This window comes from Rhizobium tibeticum, assembly GCF_900110205.1.
Classification (GTDB): Bacteria; Pseudomonadota; Alphaproteobacteria; order Rhizobiales; family Rhizobiaceae; genus Rhizobium; species Rhizobium tibeticum.
In genome coordinates this window covers 225,964-245,466 of the sequence record NZ_FOCV01000003.1, presented here as the reverse complement: position 1 = coordinate 245,466, position 19,503 = coordinate 225,964, and the positions used below count along the sequence as shown (strand labels likewise).

General features: G+C 59.0%; 18 protein-coding genes. 10 read left to right on the top strand and 8 right to left on the bottom strand.

The window, feature by feature from the left end:
* The first annotated feature begins 237 nt into the window (after positions 1 to 237).
* Positions 238 to 1,782 (top strand): M48 family metalloprotease, encoded by a 1,545-nt coding sequence (locus BSG20_RS04945; RefSeq protein ID WP_072370176.1) that lies wholly within the window; start codon positions 238 to 240, stop codon positions 1,780 to 1,782.
* Positions 1,783 to 1,835: 53 nt separating this feature from the next.
* Here BSG20_RS04945 and BSG20_RS04940 read toward each other — a convergent pair whose 3' ends face one another.
* From BSG20_RS04940 to BSG20_RS04920, 5 genes are all read right to left on the bottom strand, one after another.
* Positions 1,836 to 2,699: an RNA polymerase factor sigma-32 gene (locus BSG20_RS04940; RefSeq protein WP_072369649.1), complete on the bottom strand. Its 864-nt coding sequence runs from the start codon at positions 2,697 to 2,699 to the stop codon at positions 1,836 to 1,838.
* A 376-nt stretch (positions 2,700 to 3,075) separates the two neighbouring features.
* Entirely contained in the window at positions 3,076 to 3,648 is a 573-nt protein-coding gene (locus BSG20_RS04935; protein ID WP_024313341.1) for a CarD family transcriptional regulator, read from the bottom strand.
* 399 nt (positions 3,649 to 4,047) lie between these two features.
* Positions 4,048 to 4,386 carry a ferredoxin FdxA gene (gene fdxA, locus BSG20_RS04930; RefSeq protein WP_047518847.1) on the bottom strand — a complete coding sequence of 113 codons (339 nt, stop codon included), beginning with the start codon at positions 4,384 to 4,386 and terminating at the stop codon, positions 4,048 to 4,050.
* Positions 4,387 to 4,580: 194 nt separating this feature from the next.
* Complete coding sequence (locus BSG20_RS04925; protein ID WP_072369646.1) at positions 4,581 to 4,985, bottom strand: RNA-binding S4 domain-containing protein; 405 nt, start codon at positions 4,983 to 4,985, stop codon at positions 4,581 to 4,583.
* A gap of 4 nt (positions 4,986 to 4,989) precedes the next feature.
* Positions 4,990 to 8,022 (bottom strand): helicase-related protein, encoded by a 3,033-nt coding sequence (locus BSG20_RS04920; protein ID WP_072369643.1) that lies wholly within the window; start codon positions 8,020 to 8,022, stop codon positions 4,990 to 4,992.
* Positions 8,023 to 8,537: 515 nt separating this feature from the next.
* On the opposite strand from BSG20_RS04920, the gene BSG20_RS04915 reads away from it, so the two are divergent.
* Both BSG20_RS04915 and BSG20_RS04910 read left to right on the top strand, forming a co-directional pair.
* Positions 8,538 to 8,693, top strand: coding sequence for a DUF3309 family protein (locus tag BSG20_RS04915; RefSeq protein WP_017962528.1), 156 nt, complete (start codon positions 8,538 to 8,540; stop codon positions 8,691 to 8,693).
* A gap of 26 nt (positions 8,694 to 8,719) precedes the next feature.
* Complete coding sequence (locus BSG20_RS04910; RefSeq protein WP_072369640.1) at positions 8,720 to 8,983, top strand: YMGG-like glycine zipper-containing protein; 264 nt, start codon at positions 8,720 to 8,722, stop codon at positions 8,981 to 8,983.
* Positions 8,984 to 9,160: 177 nt separating this feature from the next.
* Here BSG20_RS04910 and efp read toward each other — a convergent pair whose 3' ends face one another.
* Entirely contained in the window at positions 9,161 to 9,730 is a 570-nt protein-coding gene (gene efp / locus BSG20_RS04905; RefSeq protein WP_024315381.1) for an elongation factor P, read from the bottom strand.
* Positions 9,731 to 9,881: 151 nt separating this feature from the next.
* Between efp and epmA the strand changes: the two genes are divergently transcribed.
* From epmA to BSG20_RS04870, 7 genes are all read left to right on the top strand, one after another.
* Positions 9,882 to 10,949, top strand: coding sequence for an EF-P lysine aminoacylase EpmA (epmA, locus tag BSG20_RS04900; protein ID WP_072370173.1), 1,068 nt, complete (start codon positions 9,882 to 9,884; stop codon positions 10,947 to 10,949).
* Positions 10,946 to 11,998 (top strand): lysine-2,3-aminomutase-like protein, encoded by a 1,053-nt coding sequence (locus tag BSG20_RS04895; protein WP_072369637.1) that lies wholly within the window; start codon positions 10,946 to 10,948, stop codon positions 11,996 to 11,998. Before epmA ends, BSG20_RS04895 begins: the two co-directional genes overlap by 4 nt.
* 262 nt (positions 11,999 to 12,260) lie before the next feature.
* The gene (locus tag BSG20_RS04890) at positions 12,261 to 12,512 is read left to right on the top strand and encodes an acyl carrier protein (RefSeq protein WP_024315378.1); all 252 of its coding nucleotides are present in this window, start codon (positions 12,261 to 12,263) and stop codon (positions 12,510 to 12,512) included.
* The gene (locus BSG20_RS04885) at positions 12,513 to 13,694 is read left to right on the top strand and encodes an acyl-CoA dehydrogenase family protein (RefSeq protein WP_072369635.1); all 1,182 of its coding nucleotides are present in this window, start codon (positions 12,513 to 12,515) and stop codon (positions 13,692 to 13,694) included. It abuts the gene before it with no gap.
* Positions 13,695 to 13,698: 4 nt separating this feature from the next.
* Entirely contained in the window at positions 13,699 to 14,607 is a 909-nt protein-coding gene (locus tag BSG20_RS04880) for an amino acid--[acyl-carrier-protein] ligase (protein ID WP_072369632.1), read from the top strand.
* 8 nt (positions 14,608 to 14,615) lie between these two features.
* The gene (locus tag BSG20_RS04875; protein WP_177309809.1) at positions 14,616 to 15,578 is read left to right on the top strand and encodes a DUF1839 family protein; all 963 of its coding nucleotides are present in this window, start codon (positions 14,616 to 14,618) and stop codon (positions 15,576 to 15,578) included.
* A 16-nt stretch (positions 15,579 to 15,594) separates the two neighbouring features.
* Positions 15,595 to 18,069 (top strand): glycoside hydrolase family 2 protein, encoded by a 2,475-nt coding sequence (locus BSG20_RS04870; RefSeq protein ID WP_072369626.1) that lies wholly within the window; start codon positions 15,595 to 15,597, stop codon positions 18,067 to 18,069.
* 58 nt (positions 18,070 to 18,127) lie between these two features.
* Here the strand turns inward: BSG20_RS04870 and BSG20_RS04865 are convergent, their stop codons facing one another.
* The gene (locus BSG20_RS04865) at positions 18,128 to 18,364 is read right to left on the bottom strand and encodes an Lrp/AsnC ligand binding domain-containing protein (protein ID WP_024315373.1); all 237 of its coding nucleotides are present in this window, start codon (positions 18,362 to 18,364) and stop codon (positions 18,128 to 18,130) included.
* 73 nt (positions 18,365 to 18,437) lie between these two features.
* Positions 18,438 to 19,328: a LysR family transcriptional regulator gene (locus BSG20_RS04860; protein ID WP_072369623.1), complete on the bottom strand. Its 891-nt coding sequence runs from the start codon at positions 19,326 to 19,328 to the stop codon at positions 18,438 to 18,440.
* Positions 19,329 to 19,503: the final 175 nt, after the last annotated feature.

The following is a 19,503-nucleotide window of genomic DNA, read 5'->3' as shown; positions in this document are numbered from 1 at the left end:
TCACAACGGCACTTTCGCCATAATTTGGGGCGACCGAGGAAACTCCAAAAAGCACGTTAGGCTTGCTAAAATACAACGGCGCCACATTTAGTCAGAACCTCGCTATGCAACCGATGCGGAAATCAGTTACAGCAAAGCCTTGTGTCCCCGATTGTGCAGTGCAAGAGCGGGGACGGACGCCTGTTGAATCACCATGAGACCGACCGGGTCGCGCAAGCGGGCCGGCCGACAAGCAAGATGACTTGGAGAGCCAGACTGGACAGCATGACGACGTGGAAATGGCCCGCGCCTTCCAGTGATGTGCTCTCTGCAGCGTGCCGTCTGGTCCGACGGACCTTGTTCATCTGTGCCACAAGCATGGCACTGTACGGCTGCCAGTCTATTCTCGAGCAATCCTATCAGCCAAGCGTCGCACCGTCTTCCAATCCGCAGATCGTCGATGAGGTGCAGAAGAACGATCCGCGCGCTGCCATGGGCGCTCGCGAGCATCCGCGCATCGTTGCAAGCTATGGGGGCGAGTACAGGGATCCAAAGACCGAGCGCCTGGTTGCCCGTATCGCAGGCGCGTTGACGGCCGTCTCCGAGAATCCGAGCCAGTCCTACCGCATCACCATCTTGAATTCGCCAGCTATCAACGCCTTTGCACTGCCGGGCGGCTATCTCTATGTAACGCGCGGCCTGCTGGCACTTGCCAACGACGCATCCGAGGTCGCTGCCGTTCTCTCGCATGAGATGGGCCACGTCACGGCAAACCATGGCATCGAACGGCAGAAGCGTGAGGAAGCGGAAGTGATCGCCAGCCGCGTCGTTGCCGAGGTGCTGTCCAGCGACATTGCCGGAAAGCAGGCTCTGGCTCGCGGCAAGCTCCGATTGGCCGCTTTCTCGCGCCAGCAGGAGCTGCAGGCAGACGTCATTGGCGTTCGTATGCTCGGAGAAGCGGGCTACGATCCCTATGCGGCGGCGCGGTTCCTGGATTCGATGGCCGCTTACAGCCGCTTCATGTCGGTCGATCCCGAGGCCGACCAGAGCCTCGACTTCCTGTCTAGCCACCCGAACTCGGCGCAGCGTATCGAGCTGGCGCGCGACCATGCGCGCGCCTTTGGCCAGGAAGGCAAGGTTGGCGACAAGGGCAGGGACTATTATCTCGACGGGATCGATGGCCTGCTCTACGGCGACAGCCCGGAGGAGGGCTATGTCCGCGGCCAGACTTTCCTGCATGGCGGGCTCGGTATCCGCTTCGACGTACCACCTGATTTCAAGATCGACAACAAGGTCGAGGCGGTCATGGCGACCGGCCCGGGCGATGTCGCGATCCGCTTCGATGGCGTCGCCGATAGTCAAAACCAGAGCCTGACCAACTATATCTCCAGCGGCTGGGTAACCGGTCTCGACCCCTCCACCATCCAGCAGATCACGGTCAATGGGATGGAGGCGGCAACGGCGCGCGCGAGCGCAGATCGATGGGATTTCGACGTCACCGTCATCCGCAACAATTCGCAGATCTTCCGGTTCCTGACGGCGGTGCCGAAGGGGAGCCAGACGCTGCAGCAGACAGCCGATGTATTGCGGGCAAGCTTCCGCCGAATGACACCGGAAGAGACGGCTTCACTGAAGCCTCTGCGTATAAGGGTCGTCAAAGTCCGGCCCGGCGAAAACATCACGACGCTTGCTGCGCGGATGATGGGTACGGATCGAAAGCTCGATCTCTTCAAGCTTATCAACGCTTTGCCGACCGGCGCCTCCGTTTCTCCGGGCGACCGCGTCAAGATCATCGCAGAATAAGAAGAGGCCCGGTTTTCACCGGGCTAGTTGCATCACTGGGGGAGTAAGCTCTGTTAGGCCGATGCGGCCATATAAGGGTCGGCGGTGACGAGTGCGCTGCGGAGTTTTTCCATTGCCCGGCTTTCGATCTGCCGGACGCGCTCCTTGGAAATGCCGAGGTCGGCGCCGAGTTCCTCAAGCGTAGCGCCGTCTTCCGCAAGTCTGCGAGCGCTAATGATCTTCATTTCCCGCTCATTGAGGTGCTTCAAGGCGGACGCGAGCCAGTTGCGTCGGCGTTCGCCATCGATCATGTTCGATACCTGCTCGTCAGGGAGAGGATCATCGCTGACGAGGAAGTCCATCTTCTCGGCGCTGTCGGCATCGCCTGAAACCGAAGGCGCTTGAAGCGAGGCGTCGTTGCTTGAAAGCCTTGCATCCATCGTCTGGACGTCGGAGAGGCTGACACCGAGAGCGGCGGCGATCTCCTGGTGGATGGATTGGAGAGTAAGCTGAGTGTCACCCCTAGCGAGCTTGGCGCGCAAACGACGAAGATTGAAGAACAGGGCCTTCTGAGCAGAGCTCGTACCGCCGCGAACAATCGACCAATTGCGAAGGATGTAATCCTGGATGGAGGCGCGGATCCACCAACTTGCATAGGTGGAGAAGCGGACATCACGCTCGGGCTCGAAGCGTGCTGCGGCCTCCAGCAGACCGACGTAGCCCTCCTGCACGAGGTCGCTCATCGGTAGGCCGAAATTGCGAAATTTTCCCGCCATTGAGATGACGAGGCGCATGTGGGCCATGGCTATCTGATTACGGGCGCCACGGTCATCATTGTTCTTCCAGCGGATTGCGAGATCGTGTTCCTCTTCTCGAGCAAGGTAGGGAGCCGCCATGGCGATTTTAATCATGCGCCGGTCTGCTGACATGTTCTTCATATCGGTCTCCTGAATTCAGGCGTCACGCCAAAAAAGGGCAAAGAATGCTTGCTTCCGGACATTGCTGCCCAGACCAAATTCATGTCTTGAACGTATAAAGGCCCCGAACTCTGGACGTTTCCAGATGGGACCCTAGCTTAGGGTTATGCGCCGGTAATACGGCCGGGTAGGACCAGTTTCTTCAAGTTGCCGGATAGGCAGAACGTGGAAGGCATGATCCGCTCCTCATCGAACGTTTACAGGAATGCGAGCGTTCGAGGGTGATGTCAGTTCCCGACGCGGTCCGCAGCTACACCCTTTAAACGCACCAGGATGGAAAAAGTTCCAAAAAAAAACCCGGCGCGAGGCCGGGTTTTTTGCAAGAAAAACAAGGAGCTTATGCAGCTTCGTCCTGAGATTCGTCTTCCTCGATTGCCTTGCCGCGCTTCGGACCTTTGTTGAGGTTCGTCTCTACGAGACGGACGGCTTCCGTTTCCGACATCTTGTTCACGGCAGCGATCTCGCGTGCCATGCGATCAAGTGCAGCTTCGTAAAGCTGGCGTTCGGAATAGGACTGTTCCGGCTGGTTCTCGGCGCGATACAGATCGCGGACAACTTCAGCGATGGAGATGAGGTCGCCGGAATTGATCTTGGCATCATATTCCTGGGCGCGACGGGACCACATGGTGCGCTTGACGCGCGCCTTGCCCTGCACAACCTTCAATGCACGCTCGACGAAATCGGTTTCGGAGAGCTTACGCATGCCGATGCTCATGGCCTTGCCGACCGGCACTTTCAGGCGCATCTTGTCCTTCTCGAAATCGATAACGAAAAGTTCAAGCTTCATGCCTGCTACTTCTTGCTCTTCGATGGCGCTGATGGTACCGACGCCATGTGCGGGGTACACGATCGATTCACCGGTCTTGAAGCCGTGACGTGCGGAAGAAGGTTTTTTCTGCTGGGTCGTCATTCTATTCAAAAACTCCCTGTTACGCTTCCGGCTGCAGCCGGAGCCGGGTCAGTCAGGCCCGGATGAGACGGTCAGATCCGTCGGGTGACTTACTTCTGGTCCAACCGGACAAAAACGAGCATATCCATGCGCACAAGCTTGGAGCCTCGCGGCTCAAGGCGTTGATATGTCACGGAAACCGCGTTTGTGGATTTGTTTTGCTTTCGTGGTGGTTCGGGCATGCTTCATGCCGCAAATGGATCAGTTTATAAAAGCTATCACAAAAATATGAGGAAATCAATAATTTACTGCGCCTGAGTCATGCGCGCAACACATGCCACCCATATGCCGGCGGCACGCTTCAGGCCTTTTTCAGCCAACTGAACACGGTTTCAGGCTCAGATTCTGAGCCAGATGGGATCAGTCGCCTGATCCGGGCTTTTCCGAGAAATACTTCTCGAACTTGCCGCTTTCGCCGTCCAATTCTTTTGCCTCAGGCATGGCGTCTTTCTTGACCGTGATGTTCGGCCAGATGCTGGCATACTCGGCATTGATCTTGAGCCACTTGTCGAGGCCCGGCTCCGTATCCGGCTTGATCGCCTCGGCGGGACATTCCGGTTCGCAAACGCCACAGTCGATGCACTCGTCGGGGTGAATGACGAGGAAGTTCTCGCCTTCATAGAAGCAGTCGACAGGGCAGACTTCCACGCAGTCGGTATATTTGCAGCGAATGCAATTGTCGGTCACGACATAGGTCATGAAGAACTCCAGGACTTCCATACAGTGGGGCCGGGCAACCTGGAACGTCGCGCCATTCCCCTAACCGGAGAGGAAGCGTTGACAGGCTTGGGAGGCAGTCACGCTATCCGGCAAGTTGACTGTGACGTATCGGCTTTGCCTGCGGATTTCAAGAATAAAGAAATCGCAAAACCCGGCAGTTTGGACAGAGTTTTCTAATCCTCGTCCGAGATCAGCCTGTCGATTGCACGGCGATCCTTCTTCGTGGGCCTGCCCGTGCCGGTGGCACGGATCGCCTGTTCGTAAGGCGTCAAGCGCCTTGCCTCATCGGGTGGCGGCGTAAGGTCCTCATAGAGCAGCCGGGCTTCCTCGTACGGGCCACGTCGCTCACCTCCCGACCTGACGATGAGGACAATGTCGCGCCTGTCCAGTGAGAGCTCGACTTTGTCGCCTGCTTTGATCGTTTGGCTCGGTTGGAGCGCGCGCTCGCCATTGATCCGTACATGCCCGGATTGAATGTGGCTTTGTGCCAGCGAGCGCGATTTCACCATACGAGTGAAGAACAGCCATTTGTCGATGCGCTGTCGCGAACCGCTTCCTGGCTGTGTCGCCCCGCCCATCTGCTTACTTCTTCATCTGCTCCTTCAAGGCAGCGAGCTTGGCGAAAGGAGAATCCGGATCAATCGGCTTTTCCTTGCGCGGTGGCTTTGCCTCGAAGCGCAACGGCTGCGGGCCGCCGCGGTTGTTGCGATCCTTGCGATCACCCCGGTCCTGACGGTCGCCACGCTGTTCGTTGCGGTCGCCGCGTCCCTGCTGTGGCTTGCCGCCATCCTTGCCATGATGCTGGCGGTCGCCGTCGCGGCCCTCTCCGCCTTCACCACCTTGGCGACGATGACCAGGTCCGCGGTCCTGGCCGCGATTGTTGCCGCCACGCCGTTCGCCGGGGCTGCGAGCCTGACGCTGATTGTCCGTACGGCCACCGAGGCGCCAGAGAAGAACCGGCTTCGGCTCCTCGGCCTCTTCGGCGGTGGCGGCGACGGGCTGTTCGGCGGTCACTGCTTCGGCAGCGGGGACTTCCGAGGCGGGCTCCTCCGATGTGCTGTCGGCATCGTCATGATCCGCTTTCTCGGCATTCTCCTCGGTTGCAGTTTCGGTCGTCGGTGCCGCCGAGGCGTCCTGAGCCGACAAATAGGCTGCCGCCTCTTCTACCTTCACGGCATCGGCACGATAGCCAAGTCCCTTCAGGATCTCTTCCATGTCCTCGAGGGTGGCGCCAAGGATCGAAAGCATGGCGGTCGTCGTGGTGAAGCGACGGCCGTCATATGCGCCTTCCGGTCGATTGGCCTGGCCGGGCTTCCATTGAAGCAGCGGGCGAATGATATCCGCCAGGCGCTCCAGGATATCGATGCGAACTGCGCGTTTGCCAAGGAACCGGAAGCCGGCCAGCTTGTAGAACGTGCGCTCGAAACCTGGATCGGTCACGACCGAAGTGCGGCCCGCAGCAAGCACAGGAATGAGATCGCCATACCCGGGCTTGTCGAGACCGTCATTCTTCAGCGCCCAGAGGAGCGTGATGAGCTCCGCCGGCGCGGGCTTCAGAAGAGCGGGAACGAAGATATGGTAGGCGCCGAAGCGAACGCCATAGCGGCGCATCGAGGCGCGCGCATCCTGATCCAGGGACTTTACCTCTTCGGTTACGTCGCGCCGGAACAGAACACCGAGGTTCTCGACGAGCTGAAATGCCAGGCCCTTCGCCAGGCCCTGCAGATCCTCTGCGCGGGACAGATCGTCAAGCGGCTTCAGAACCGTGCTGATATGATGATTCACAAAGCGCTCGACCCGAGCGGCCACGTGGTCGCGCGCATTGCCGGTCAACTGCTCGTCGGCGAGAATAATGACGCGCGGGCGCATCACATGATCGCTGCCCGCCAGACGTGCCACCGGATCACCCAACCAGCGGATCGAACCGTCGGAGCCGATCGCGAGATCGCCATTGCCGGCCGCATGGAGGCGAGCAGCACGTGCCTCGAATTCCAGAGCGAGCGCCTTTTGCGAAGCAGACTGAACAGCCTTAGCGTCCGGTCCATCCGCTCCCGAAATGGGCGTGAACCGGAATCCCGACAGTTGCCCCACATGATGTCCTTCAACGAAGACATCGCCATTTACACTGATTTCAGCTTCCAGCATCGCATTCTCTCTCAGGCGCTTCATGAGCACAGATGTCCTGCGATCAACAAAGCGTTTCGTCAACCTTTCATGTAACGCATCGGACAATCGATCTTCGATTTCCCGCGTCTTTTCCTGCCAGTGTGTCGGATCGGCAAGCCAATTGGGCCGATTCGACACATAGGTCCAAGTCCTTATCTGCGCGATTCGCGCCGAAAGCGTGTCAATTTCACCGTCTGTTCGATCCGCACGATGTACCTGCTCGGAAAGGAAGTCCTCGTTTACCGTGCCATAGCGCACGAGATCGGAAAAGAGGGTAGAGATGAGATCGGCGTGTTGAGCCGGGGCAATACGCCGGTAGTCCGGCAGCGCGCACGCCTCCCACAACTTCTCGACCCGCGCCGGATTGTCAGCAAGGTCAATGATTTCCGGGTAACGCGACAGGTGTTCCAGCGCTTGCTGGTCGACGGCGGGCAGAGCGCGTGTCAGGCCGGAAACGGTAGGGCCGGTTTCAAGGCTCGCCCGCAGCGCATGAATGGAAGCGAAATCGAGGTTCTTTGTGCGCCACTGCAGCACTTTTACATTGTCGAACTCATGACCTTCGATGCGTTCGACCAATTCCTCATCAAAAGGGTCCACTTGGCCGGTGACGCCAAATGTTCCGTCGCGAACATGGCGGCCTGCGCGACCGGCAATCTGCCCGAGTTCAGCAGGGTTGAGGTTGCGGAACTGATAGCCGTCGAATTTGCGATCCTGCGCGAAGGCGACGTGATCGACATCGAGATTGAGACCCATGCCGATCGCATCCGTCGCGACCAGATATTCCACATCCCCGGCCTGATAAAGCGCCACCTGCGCATTGCGGGTGCGCGGACTGAGAGCTCCAAGAACCACGGCCGCCCCGCCCCGCTGTCTGCGGATCAACTCAGCGATCGCATAGACTTCGTCCGCAGAGAAAGCGACAATCGCCGAGCGCTGCGGCAGGCGGGTGGTCTTCTTCTGTCCAGCATAGAACAGGTGAGAAAGCCGGGGTCGCTCGACCACGGTGATTCCGGGGAGAAGTTGTTGCAGAATCGGGCGCATCGTGCCGGCGCCGAGCAACAGTGTTTCGTCGCGGCCGCGCAGATGCAGGATGCGGTCCGTGAAGATGTGCCCGCGCTCCAGATCGCCGGCAAGCTGAACTTCATCGATGGCGACGAAAGCTGCCTTGGTCTCGCGCGGCATTGCCTCGACGGTACAGACCGAAAAGCGGGCGTTGGGAGGCGATATCTTCTCCTCGCCCGTTACCAGCGCAACATTCTGGATTCCGACCTTTTCGGCGACGCGTGTGTAGACCTCGCGTGCCAGCAGCCGCAACGGCAGCCCGATCACGCCGGTGCCGTGGGCAACCATGCGCTCGATGGCATAATGCGTCTTGCCGGTATTGGTTGGCCCGAGCACCGCGGTTACTCCGCGCCCACTCAGTATCATCGGCTGCGATGTCAGTGTCATGGTCCTGCAGATGAGGCGGGGGTGCCCCAGATCAAGTCAGCTCCTCTCCGAAGCAGACAACACATGGACAGCCGTTGTCTCAAACGCAAGGGCTGATTTGAATTTACTGCGCGGTTTTCTGTTGCGCGAATAGCTTGCAGATTGCTCGTTTTCCGATTCGGAACAGCTTGAGAACGAATCGGAGACGAATCGCTGACTCCGGCTGATTCAGTGTTTGTTCACGGCTAAGTATTGATTTTGAATCGCTTTTTCCCACAAGATGCTGAATCGCAAAATTCGCGTCATACGCGTGGGCGGGTTTGCATTTGGCTTGTTAACCGCTTTTACCGGAAATTTCCGGGCGACTTCTGGCTGAACCTTTTCGCGTTGGTGCTGCGTTACGCGGAGCGACCGAAAATCGGGCTTGATCGGGTGGTTTTTACCGTCAAAGCGGAAGATTTGATACGTATGGAACAAAAATCCGTGATGCGTGTTTCTCGTCCATTCCGAGTGCAATGAGGTCGAGGACTTGAACCATGCTTGGCACGATACTTCTCATCATCCTTATTCTGCTTTTGATCGGCGCCTTACCAAATTGGGGTTATAGCCGTGGATGGGGCTATGGACCTTCCGGCGGTTTGGGACTAGTTCTCGTAATTATTATTATCCTTGTGCTAATGGGTCGCATCTAAGCGACGAAAAAACTAGGGGTTATCTCATGATGAAAAAGATTGTTCTTATTGGCGCCCTTGTTGGCGCGCTTGCTTCTTGCACGGCGACTGAACAAGGCACCGCGATCGGTGCAGGCAGCGGCGCCATTATTGGTGGTGCTGTCAGCAACAGCTGGGGCGGCGCAGCAATCGGTGCCGTAGCCGGCGGTCTCGCTGGCGCATTGATCGGCCAGTCCGTTGAGCGTCGTGGCTACTGCGTCTACAGGGACCGATACGGCCGCCGCTACGAAGCACGTTGCCCGCGCTACTAAGGCGGGGCCGACTGAGGTAGCCTGCGACCTAACGTCATTACCTTAAGAAAAAAGCGCCGACGTGATCGGCGCTTTTTTGTTTGAACGGCAGTCGCGATATGACCGTAGCTGCTGACAGGGAAAAGGCCGCGTCGTTTCCGATGCGGCCTTCGTTTTCTCAGCGCATGAGGCGGACGATCAGTCCTTTGCGCGCTCGACGTAGGAATTGTCTTCCGTGGCGATAACCACGCGCGTGCCGGCGTTGATATGCGGGGGCACCATGGTGCGCACGCCGTTCGACAGCATTGCCGGCTTGTAGGAGGAAGAAGCCGTCTGGCCCTTAACGACCGGTTCGGTTTCCGTAATTTCGAGGGTCACATGGCGCGGCAGCTCGAGCGCAAGCGGAACGCCTTCATGGATCGACAGGATGCAGGTCATGCCTTCCTGCAGATAGGCCTTCTGATCGCCCATCGTTTCATCGTTCACGACCACCTGATCGTAGGTCGCCGGGTTCATGAAATGGAATCCTTCACCATCTTCGTAAAGATACTGGAAGTTCACGTCTTCGACGAAGGCGCGCTCGACCTGTTCGGTCGTACGCCAGCGCTCAGCGACCTTAACGCCGTCGACGATACGACGCATGTCGACCTGGGTAACCGGCGTGCCCTTGCCCGGATGGAAGTTCTGGGCAGTCAGAACGACGTAGAGCTTACCATCCACGTCGAGAACGTTGCCCTTGCGGACGGAAGAGGCGATGACCTTGACCATTAAGACTTCCTTGTAACTCGGCTTTTGGCGTCGTAGAGGACTGTCGATACAGCCTCAAAGACGCAATTGACTGTTCTTTGGGGGCGCAACTAACCTAAAATCCGGCAAATAGCCAGCCCCAGCGTTGGCTAGGTCGGTCAGGACAATGCCGATGAAGCCCTCGATCGCCAAAGTATCGCCGTGGTGGACGCCGAGCGTGCATTTGGACCGTCGCCCGTTCCTGATTGGGCGGAATGCGATCCAGTCTGCGCTGCGGGGCTACTTCCTGAGCGAGGATTTTCTGGAAGTCGACACCGCGACGCTGCAGGTGTCGCCAGGCAACGAGGCGCATCTTCATGCGTTTGCCACCGAAGCATTGACGACCGACGGTCAGAAGGCGGCGTCGCTTTATCTGCATACCTCGCCTGAGTTTGCCTGCAAGAAATTGCTTTCGGCCGGAGAGCAGCGCATCGCCTGCTTCGCCCACGTCTACCGCAATCGCGAGCGCGGTCCGTTGCATCATCCGGAATTCACGATGCTTGAATGGTATCGTGTGGACGAAAGCTACGAGAGCCTGATGATGGACTGCGTTCGCATTTTGGCGCTTGCAGCAGAAACCACGAAGACGACACGCCTGACCTATCGAGGAAGCGAGTGCGATCCGTTCGCGGGGCCGGACCGGATAAGCGTTGCCGCAGCTTTCGACCGCCACGCGGGTATAGATCTCCTGGCGTCCGTTGCGACCGACGGTGCGACGGATCGGGCGCATCTCGCCTGCGAGATGAAGCGGATCGGCATGCGCGTTGCCGATGATGACGGTTGGGCGGATTTGTTTAGCCGCGTGCTCGTTGAAAAGGTCGAACCTCAGCTGGGCCTCGGCTGCGTCACCATTCTTGACGAATATCCGGTGTCGGAGGCAGCGCTGGCGCGTCCGTCGGGGCATGATCCTCGCGTTGCCGAACGTTTCGAGGTCTATGCCTGTGGTGTCGAGCTCGCAAACGGATTCGGTGAGCTCACCAATCCGGCGGAACAGCGCCGCCGCTTCGAGATCGAGATGTCCGAGAAGGCCCGCATCTATGGCGAGACCTATCCGATCGACGAGGATTTTCTGGACGCCCTTGCCATCATGCCGGAGGCGAGCGGTATCGCCCTTGGCTTCGACCGGTTGGTGATGCTGGCAACCGGGGCGTCGAGGATCGATCAGGTGATGTGGGCGCCGGTCGCGGAGTATGGCAGATGAATAGTGTCGGACCTATCAAGACCGTCGAGGGTCTGGAACGCGCCGGGCTGCTCGGTCAAAGAGACCGGGAAGCGTTGGCGGAGGTTGCCGCGCATTACGCCATTGCATTGACGCCAACGGTCGCGGGTCTCATCGATCGCACGGACGCTGCAGACCCGATCGCCCGGCAATTCGTGCCGGACCCGGTCGAACTTATCGTTGCTCAGGAAGAGCGTGCGGACCCGATCGGCGACGAAGCCCACAGTCCCGTGCAAGGGATCGTTCATCGCTATCCCGACCGGGTGTTGTTGAAGGCCGTTCACGTATGCCCGGTCTACTGTCGCTTCTGCTTTCGCCGCGAGATGGTCGGTCCGCAGGGCCTCGGCACGCTGGACCCCGGGGCCATGACGGCAGCCTTTGCCTACATCCGCGACCACGAGGAAATCTGGGAGGTGATCCTGACGGGCGGCGATCCGTTGGTGTTGTCTCCGCGGCGGCTGGAAGACATTCTTCGCCAGTTGGCGTCGATCGGTCACGTGAAGATCGTGCGGTTCCATACACGTATCCCTGTCGTTGATCCGTCCAGAGTCGATGCGGCCCTGATTGCGGCGCTGAGAGCGAGTGGCAAAACTGTTTTCCTGGCCCTGCATGCCAATCATCCGCGCGAGCTCACGAACGAAGCGCGTGCGGCCTGCGCCCGCCTCGTCGATGCCGGAATAGTCATGATCAGCCAATCGGTGCTCCTTAAGGGCGTCAATGATGATCCGACCGTGCTTGCAGAGTTGATGAAGGCCTTTGTCGAGACCCGTGTGAAGCCGTACTACCTGCACCATCCGGATCTCGCGCCCGGAACGAGCCATTTTCGGCTGACGATCGAAGAAGGACAGAAAATAGTCGCCGCTTTGCGCGGCCGGATTTCCGGTCTCTGCCAACCCACCTACATACTCGACATACCCGGTGGCCACGGCAAGGCCGTAATCGCTGAACAGTCGATCAGAAAGACGGGCGAGGGCTGCTATTCAGTTTCGGACTATCGCGGCGCCGAGCACCTTTATCCTCCTGTTGCCTAGTGGAAAAATGGACGAGAGAAGTGTTGTTCTTGGACAGTGTGTCGTAAGGCGCTCACACGACGTGTGAATGCAATTCTCGGACAAAATATTGAAATCTAACATAGGTTCTGCTTCCTCCGGTTTCCTTTATAAGAATTTAGCTGAGCCGCTTAGCTCGCTTTAACTACGTCATTTAGGAGAATTTTGTCTTTTCCAGACTACGCCTATTCCGAGAACAAGGCAGTTTCGCCACTCGAGATATGATCATCTTGGAGAAGTCATAATGAATACTACGATCCGTGAGCTCCTGGCCAAATTCGGAAAGCTTCCAGTCTCTGTCGATCAAGTCGCCGATGATGCCGACCTCTATGCGGTCGGCCTAACTTCGTTTGCTTCCGTGCAGCTTATGCTTGGCATCGAAGAGGCTTTTGACATCGAGTTTCCCGACAATCTCTTGAATCGCAGGTCTTTCGCCAGCATCGCGGCGATCGCGAAGACTGTCGACCAGATCAAAGATAGCCGGAAGGTCGCCTAAATGAACTTTCCGGTCAAAATCGCGCAAGAGGATCTTGCCGCCAGGGTCGCCCGCGTGTCCGCGATCGCGGCAAAGCATGCGGATTCCGTCGATTTTGATGGGAGGTTCCCGCACGAAGCCGTGGATGCAATGAAGGCTGGGCGGCTGCTCGGAATTCAGATCCCGCGCCACTTCGGTGGTGAAGGCGCAACGATTGCGCAGATCGCCGAGCTATGCTCGATGCTCGGGCAGGCGTGTTCCGCGGCTGCCATGGTCTTTGCCATGCATCACATCAAGCTCTGCAGCCTTGTCGAGCACGGCGCCGAGAGTGAATGGCATCAGGCTTTCATGCAACGCGTGGCGGTCGAGCAATTGCTGATCGCGTCGGCGACGACGGAAGGCGGTATCGGCGGCAATCTCAGGAATAGCATCTGCGCCGTCGAGGTGGACGGTGACATTTGCCGTCTGGAGAAAGACGCGACGGTCATATCGTACGGCTCCTACGCCGATGCGATCATGATTACGTCGCGCGCCCACGCAAATGCGGCCTCTTCGGATCAGGTTCTGACCGTTTTCGTCAAGGAGCAGTACGCGTTGGAAAAAACGCATGCGTGGAACACGCTTGGCATGCGCGGTACGTGTTCGGACGGCTTCCTGTTCAAAGGCGAGGCGCCAGCCGAACAGGTCCTGCCGAAGCCCTTTGCAGAGATCGCAGCTCAATCGATGCTGGCATCGTCGCATCTTCTCTGGAGCAGTGTTTGGTACGGCATCGCCGTCGACGCAGTGGGCCGCGCACAGGCATTCGTGCGCGCCGCTGCCCGCAAGTCGCCCGGTGCGCCACCGCCCGGAGCCCTGCGACTGGCCGAGGTGTCCAACCTGCTGCAGATGGTTCGCTCGAACGTCGTCGCCGGCCTGAAGGCCTACGAGGATGCCAAGAGCGACGCAGACAAGCTATCCTCCATGGGCTTTGCCGTCACAATGAACAACGTGAAGATCGCCTCATCGGAAACGATTCTCGAAATCGTCAATCATGTGATGCTGATTTGCGGGATCATGGGCTACAAGAACGGCACGCCATTCAGCGTCGGCCGCCATCTGCGCGATGCCCATTCTGCGCAACTCATGATCTCGAACGACCGCATTCTCGGCAACACGTCGAGTATGCTTCTTGTCCACAAGCAGGACACTAGCCTACTGGGGTGACCACATGGACGTGCAGACAACGTTTCTAGACAGGCTTTTTCAATCTGGCCTCTTGATCGATACGGGCGTTGACGGCCTTTACGGACGCAGCGGACAATTCGAAGACGTCATTGCCGCCTTCGAGCGGCTGATCGACAAATTCGGCGGCGCCGACGGCGCTGAAGTGATGCGTTTTCCGCCCGGGATGAACCGCGCCTTCTTCGAGAAGAGCGGTTACATGAAGAGCTTCCCGCAGCTCGCCGGCACTGTTCACAGTTTCTGCGGCAGTGAACTCGACCACATCAACCTCCTTCAGTGCATGGAAGTGGGCGATGACTGGACGAAGGATCAGCAGGCAACCGACATCGTGTTGACTCCTGCAGCGTGCTATCCGCTCTATCCGACGATTGCTCGCCGCGGCAAACTGCCGATGAGCGGCGGCCTCTTCGATCTGCAGTCCTATTGCTTCCGCCATGAGCCGTCGCGGGATCCAGCCCGCCAGCAACTTTTCCGCATGCGCGAATACATTTGCATGGGTACGGAGCAGCACGTCACGGATTTCCGTCAAAGCTGGATGGACCGCGGCATCGAAATGATGAAGGCAGTCGGCCTGGATGTGACCATCGATGTCGCGAACGATCCGTTCTTCGGCCGCGCCGGCAAGATGCTCGCCAACAATCAGCGCGATCAGAACCTGAAGTTCGAGCTGCTCATTCCGATCACTTCGGTCGCGAAGCCGACGGCCTGCATGAGCTTCAACTACCATCAGGACGCGTTCGGCGCGAAATGGGACCTTTATCTCGAAGACGGCAGCGTTGCGCATACCGCCTGCGTTGGCTTCGGGCTTGAACGCATCGCTCTTGCCCTGTTCCATCACCACGGGCTCGAGGTCGAGCATTGGCCTTCCAGCGTGCGTCAAGCGCTGTGGGGCTGAACGGATCAATGAAAGCCGTCTTCCCGCAGGTGCGCCCGGACGGTTATCAGCCGCATGCGCTGCATTCCAGCGAGCGCATGTGGCCGGAAACCAATTGCTACGTCGACCTCTGGATCGAAGTGTTGAACGCCGTCGGTGCCGCGCCGGAGGCGATGCTTGGCTTCACGCTCACACAAGACTTCGAAGGCGATCAATTCACCTTCTTCAAAGTGCCGCTCGAGGATCTTGAGTCACTTTACGACATCCGCGTCACCGAACTTGCCATCTTCGACCGCGTCGAATGGCACGCCGAGGTGCAGATTGCGCGCGGGCGTCTTTGCCTGATCGAGATGGATTCGTTCTATATGCCCGATACGCACGGCACTGCCTATCGGACCGAACATGGCAAGACCACGATAGCAATCAACAGGCTCGACTTTGCTGGAAAGCGCGTCGAGTATTTCCACAATGGCGGCTATTTCGAGCTCGAGGGGGAAGACTTTGACGGGCTGTTCCACCTGCATCTGACGGCAGAAGATCGGCCGTTTCTCCCCTACACGGAATTTGCGAAGTTTCCCGTTCGTATGCCTGACGATGCTCGTACGAGCACTACGGCACGCAAACTTCTCGGACTGCACTTCAGCCGCAGACCCGTCTCGAACCCGATCTGCGCCTTCGCTGAAGTGTTTCCGCAGCAGGTGGAGGCAATGGCAGAGCGGCCTTTTGGTTTCTTTCACAAGTACGCGTTCAACACGTTGCGTCAGTTCGGTGCCAATTTCGAGCTTGCCGGCGATCATCTGGCTTGGCTCTCCGCCAGTGAATTCTCGTCCGCCATCGATGATGCGCGCCGAATTTCCGAAGTCGCAAAGTCGGTGCAGTTCCAGCTCGCCCGGGCCTTGACCCGCAAGAAATACGATCCGCTGCGCACGGCGCTTGATCCGGCAGCCGATGCATGGGATTCCATGATGGCTTCGCTCAAGGAGCGCTTGTGAAGCCGGGGGTCTGAGTATGCGGGGACGGTTGGCGAGTGTCGGTGCAGAGGAAACTCTGCTCGCCGAAGGGTGGAATCTGGTTCTGACGGAACCGGGCGCTTGTGCAACCCCACATGACATCCCCTTATCAGCACAGTTTATCGCCGCCGAAGTGCCAGGGACAGTTGCCGGGGCCTTGGAAAAGGCCGGGCACTTCGACCGTGAAAATCCGGAGCCGCTCGATACCCGCGATGCGTGGTATCTTTGCCGGCTTTTTGATGCGCAGCCCGGTGATGCGATCCTTCGCTTCGAGGGGCTGGCGACGCTGTGTCATGTCTTTCTCAACGGCCAGGAGATCCTGTCGTCGGAAAGCATGTTCACCATGTACGAGATACCGGTGACGCTGTCTGGCGGAGACGAGCTCGCGCTTTGCTTCCGAGCGCTTGCACCGCGGCTGGCCGAACCCGGCCCACGCGCTCGCTGGCGGCCGCAGATGATCACGCCGCAGGGCTTGAAGAACGTCCGCACGTCGCTTCTTGGGCGCATGCCGGGCTGGTGTCCGGAAATTCATGCCGTCGGTCCGTGGCGACCCATCACGCTCGTCCGCCGCGATGTCGTTTCGATCGACAACGTCTCGGTGCGTGCCGTGCTTGAGGCGGACGGCACCGGGCGGCTGAGCGTTTCGCTTCATACGAATGTCGACAATCCGGACCTTGTGCTTGGCTGCGGAGATATTCAGCAGGCTTTCGAAAAGGTCGGAGAGAACCACTACTCGGCAATCCTCAGGCTGAAGGACGTCGATCTCTGGTGGCCGCATACGCACGGCGCGCCTCACCTTTATGATTTCTCGATCGTCGTTGACGGTGTTGAGCATCACGCAGGCCGAACCGGCTTTCGGCGCATCGACGTCGACCGGGGAGCGCACGGCGATGATTTTGCGCTGCTGATCAACGGCGAGCGCGTCTTTTGCCGTGGTGCCGTCTGGACGACGGCGGACATCGTTCGGTTGCCAGGTGGGAAGGCTGACTACGAGCCGTTCCTCCGCCTTGCGGCCCAGGCGGGCATGAACATGATCCGCATTGGCGGGACGATGGCCTACGAGACGCCGGACTTCTTTCAGCTCTGCGACGAACTCGGTCTGCTCGTCTGGCAGGACTTCATGTTTGCCAATTTCGATTATCCGAAGAACGACAAGGCTCTTACTGCGCATGTCCACGCGGAGGTCGAGGAATTCCTGCACGCTGTCCAGGGATGCCCGTCACTGGCGGTACTCTGCGGCGGCAGCGAGATCTATCAGCAGGCGGCCATGCTCGGATTGCCGCGTGAGTATTGGGCCGGCCCCATTACGGAGGAGATCATTCCAGCGATTGCCGGCCGCATGAGGCCTGACATCCCCTATGTGGCGAACTCGCCCTCAGGCGGCGCGATGCCATTTTCTCCGAACGCAGGTATTACCCACTATTACGGGGTGGGCGCCTATATGCGACCGCTCGACGACGCGCGACGCGCGAACGTGCGGTTTGCAGCCGAGAGCTTGGCTTTCGCCCATGTGCCGCAACAGCGAACGCTGCAGCGCCACCTGGATGTACCGCCAGTCCACAGTCCGCTGTGGAAATCGCGGGTTCCCCGCGATCGCGGCGCGTCATGGGATTTCGAGGACGTCAGGGATTTCTATCTGGCAGAACTCTATCGCGAGGATCCGGCGCGGCTTCGTCGCGAAGATCGCGAGCGGTACCTGGATCTTTCCCGCGTCGTCACCGGCGAAGTTGCGGAAGCGAGCTTTGCCGAATGGCGCCGCAACGGGTCGACATGCAACGGTGCACTGGTCTGGACCCTGCAGGACCTGATGCCCGGTGCTGGTTGGGGGGTGATCGATTCGACCGGAGAACCAAAGCCGGTCTGGTATGCGTTGCGCCGCGCTTTCCGACCGGTGCAGGTGGTTGTGACCGACGAGGGTACGAGTGGCCTCGACATTCACGTGCTCAATGAGACCGAACACGCTCTCCAGCTCGATCTCGAGCTGGTTTGCCTGCGGCATGGCAAGCAGCACGTCGTTAGTGGCGGCCGCATTCTGGCCTTGGCGCCGAGAAGCCGCGAGGCCTTTGCCGCCACCGATCTCTTTGGCGCATTCTTTGACACAACCTACGCGTTCCGCTTCGGTCCGCCTTCTCACGACGTCACCGTCGCTCGCCTGCGTCTGCCGAACGGTGGTCCTGTGGTCGCCGACGCCTTCCATTTTCCGTTGGGGCGCTCCAAGGCCTTTCACGACGCCGAAATCCAGGTGTCGGTGACGCGACAGGACGATGCGTGGGGACTCGATATCTCAGCCGACAGGTTCGCTCAGTCCGTCCACGTCAATGTCGATGGCTATCGACCAGATGACGATTGGTTTCATCTTGCGCCCGGCACCGCCAAACGCGTCCGGTTGCTTCCGCTGTCGGGATCGGCGAATGGAGACGCGCCTTCCGGTGCGATAACAAGCCTCGGCGGCTCACGAGCGCTCTCATTTTGAGGCTCAGCCTGCAACTTGTCCATTTGGCACCTGCCGGATCGGCGCGCTTGAAAGCGGCTCAGAAAGCCTTGAAGGTCAGCGTCGTCAGTGAACGCACGATACCAGGGATGTTGGCGATGTTGTCGTTGATGAACTTGCCGATGTCCTGGCCTTCTTCGACATAGACCTTGAGCAGGAGATCGTAGTCGCCGCTCGTCGAGTAGAGCTCGGAAGCGCGCTCTGTTTGGTAAATGGCATCGGCGACCTCGTAGGTCTTGCCGGGTGCGCACTGGAGCTGAACGAAAATGGGCTTCATGGGAGTTTCCTGCATCATATTTCTGGGTCGGCGCATAATGATCGAAAGCGCCATGTCGGCGCAAGCTGTTCCGTTAGGTGGCGGCTTCTCGAACGATCCAGCGGCGAAATGCTTCCAAAGGCGCGTAGTCGGCCCGTTCTGTCGGATAGGCAAGATAGTAGCGCTCGCTGCTTTCCATTTCGCAATCGACGGCTGCAATCAGGTCGCCACGCTTGAGCTCGTCGTGGATGAGAAAGGTCGGCAGCAGCGCAACGCCGAGACCCGCCATCGCCGCTTGGGCGGCGGTCGCGAACTGGTCGAAAAGCATGCCGTGCACGGTCTGAAAATTCACGCCATTTCCGGCGAACCAGCGTTCCCAGGCATCCGGCCGCGTCGTCAGATGCAGCAGTGAAACGTCGAGCAAATCTTGCGCGGTGCTGATCGCGTGCCGGCTGCGGAACCCGGGGCTGCAGGCCGGTATGGTCTTCTCCGACATCAGCAATGTCAGCTCCGCGCCAGGCCAATGCGGGTGGCCGAAGTGAATGGCCGCGTCAATGGAATCGAGCCGGAAGTCAAAGGGCGACAGTCGGGTGACGAGGTTGATCGTCACCCCCGGATTGGCTGCGAGGAAGCCTCCGAGCCGGGGTGCCAGCCATCGTGTCCCGAAGGTCGGGAGAATGGCCAGGTTGAGCGTACCGCCGTGCGGGTTGGCGCGAAGGTTGAGCGATGCGCTCGAAATGCGCCGCAGCGCCTCGCGTATCTCGCGCGCATAGCCGTCGCCGGCGAGCGTCAACCGCACGGTCTGGCGCTCGCGCACGAACAGTTCGACGCCGAGTTGCTCTTCCAGCGCCTTGATCTGGCGGCTGACGGCGCTCTGTGTGAGGTCGAGTTCGCGCGCGGCGGCCGTCACACTACCGGTCCGGGAAACGGACTCGAAGGCGACAAGCAAGGATGTCGACGGAAGAAAGCGTCGTGATGGCAGCATCCATCATTCCATTTCAGAATAAGCTGTTTCCTAAATGTCGATATTTACGGCTTATCCGGCTTTGTAAAGTAATTCATCCGACAGAATCGGAATGAACTGGAAATGCGATCGATCTGCTGGGCTCGCCATCCCGGGCTGCGATCGGAAGCCTGATCAGCGGTTTTACAAGCAATCG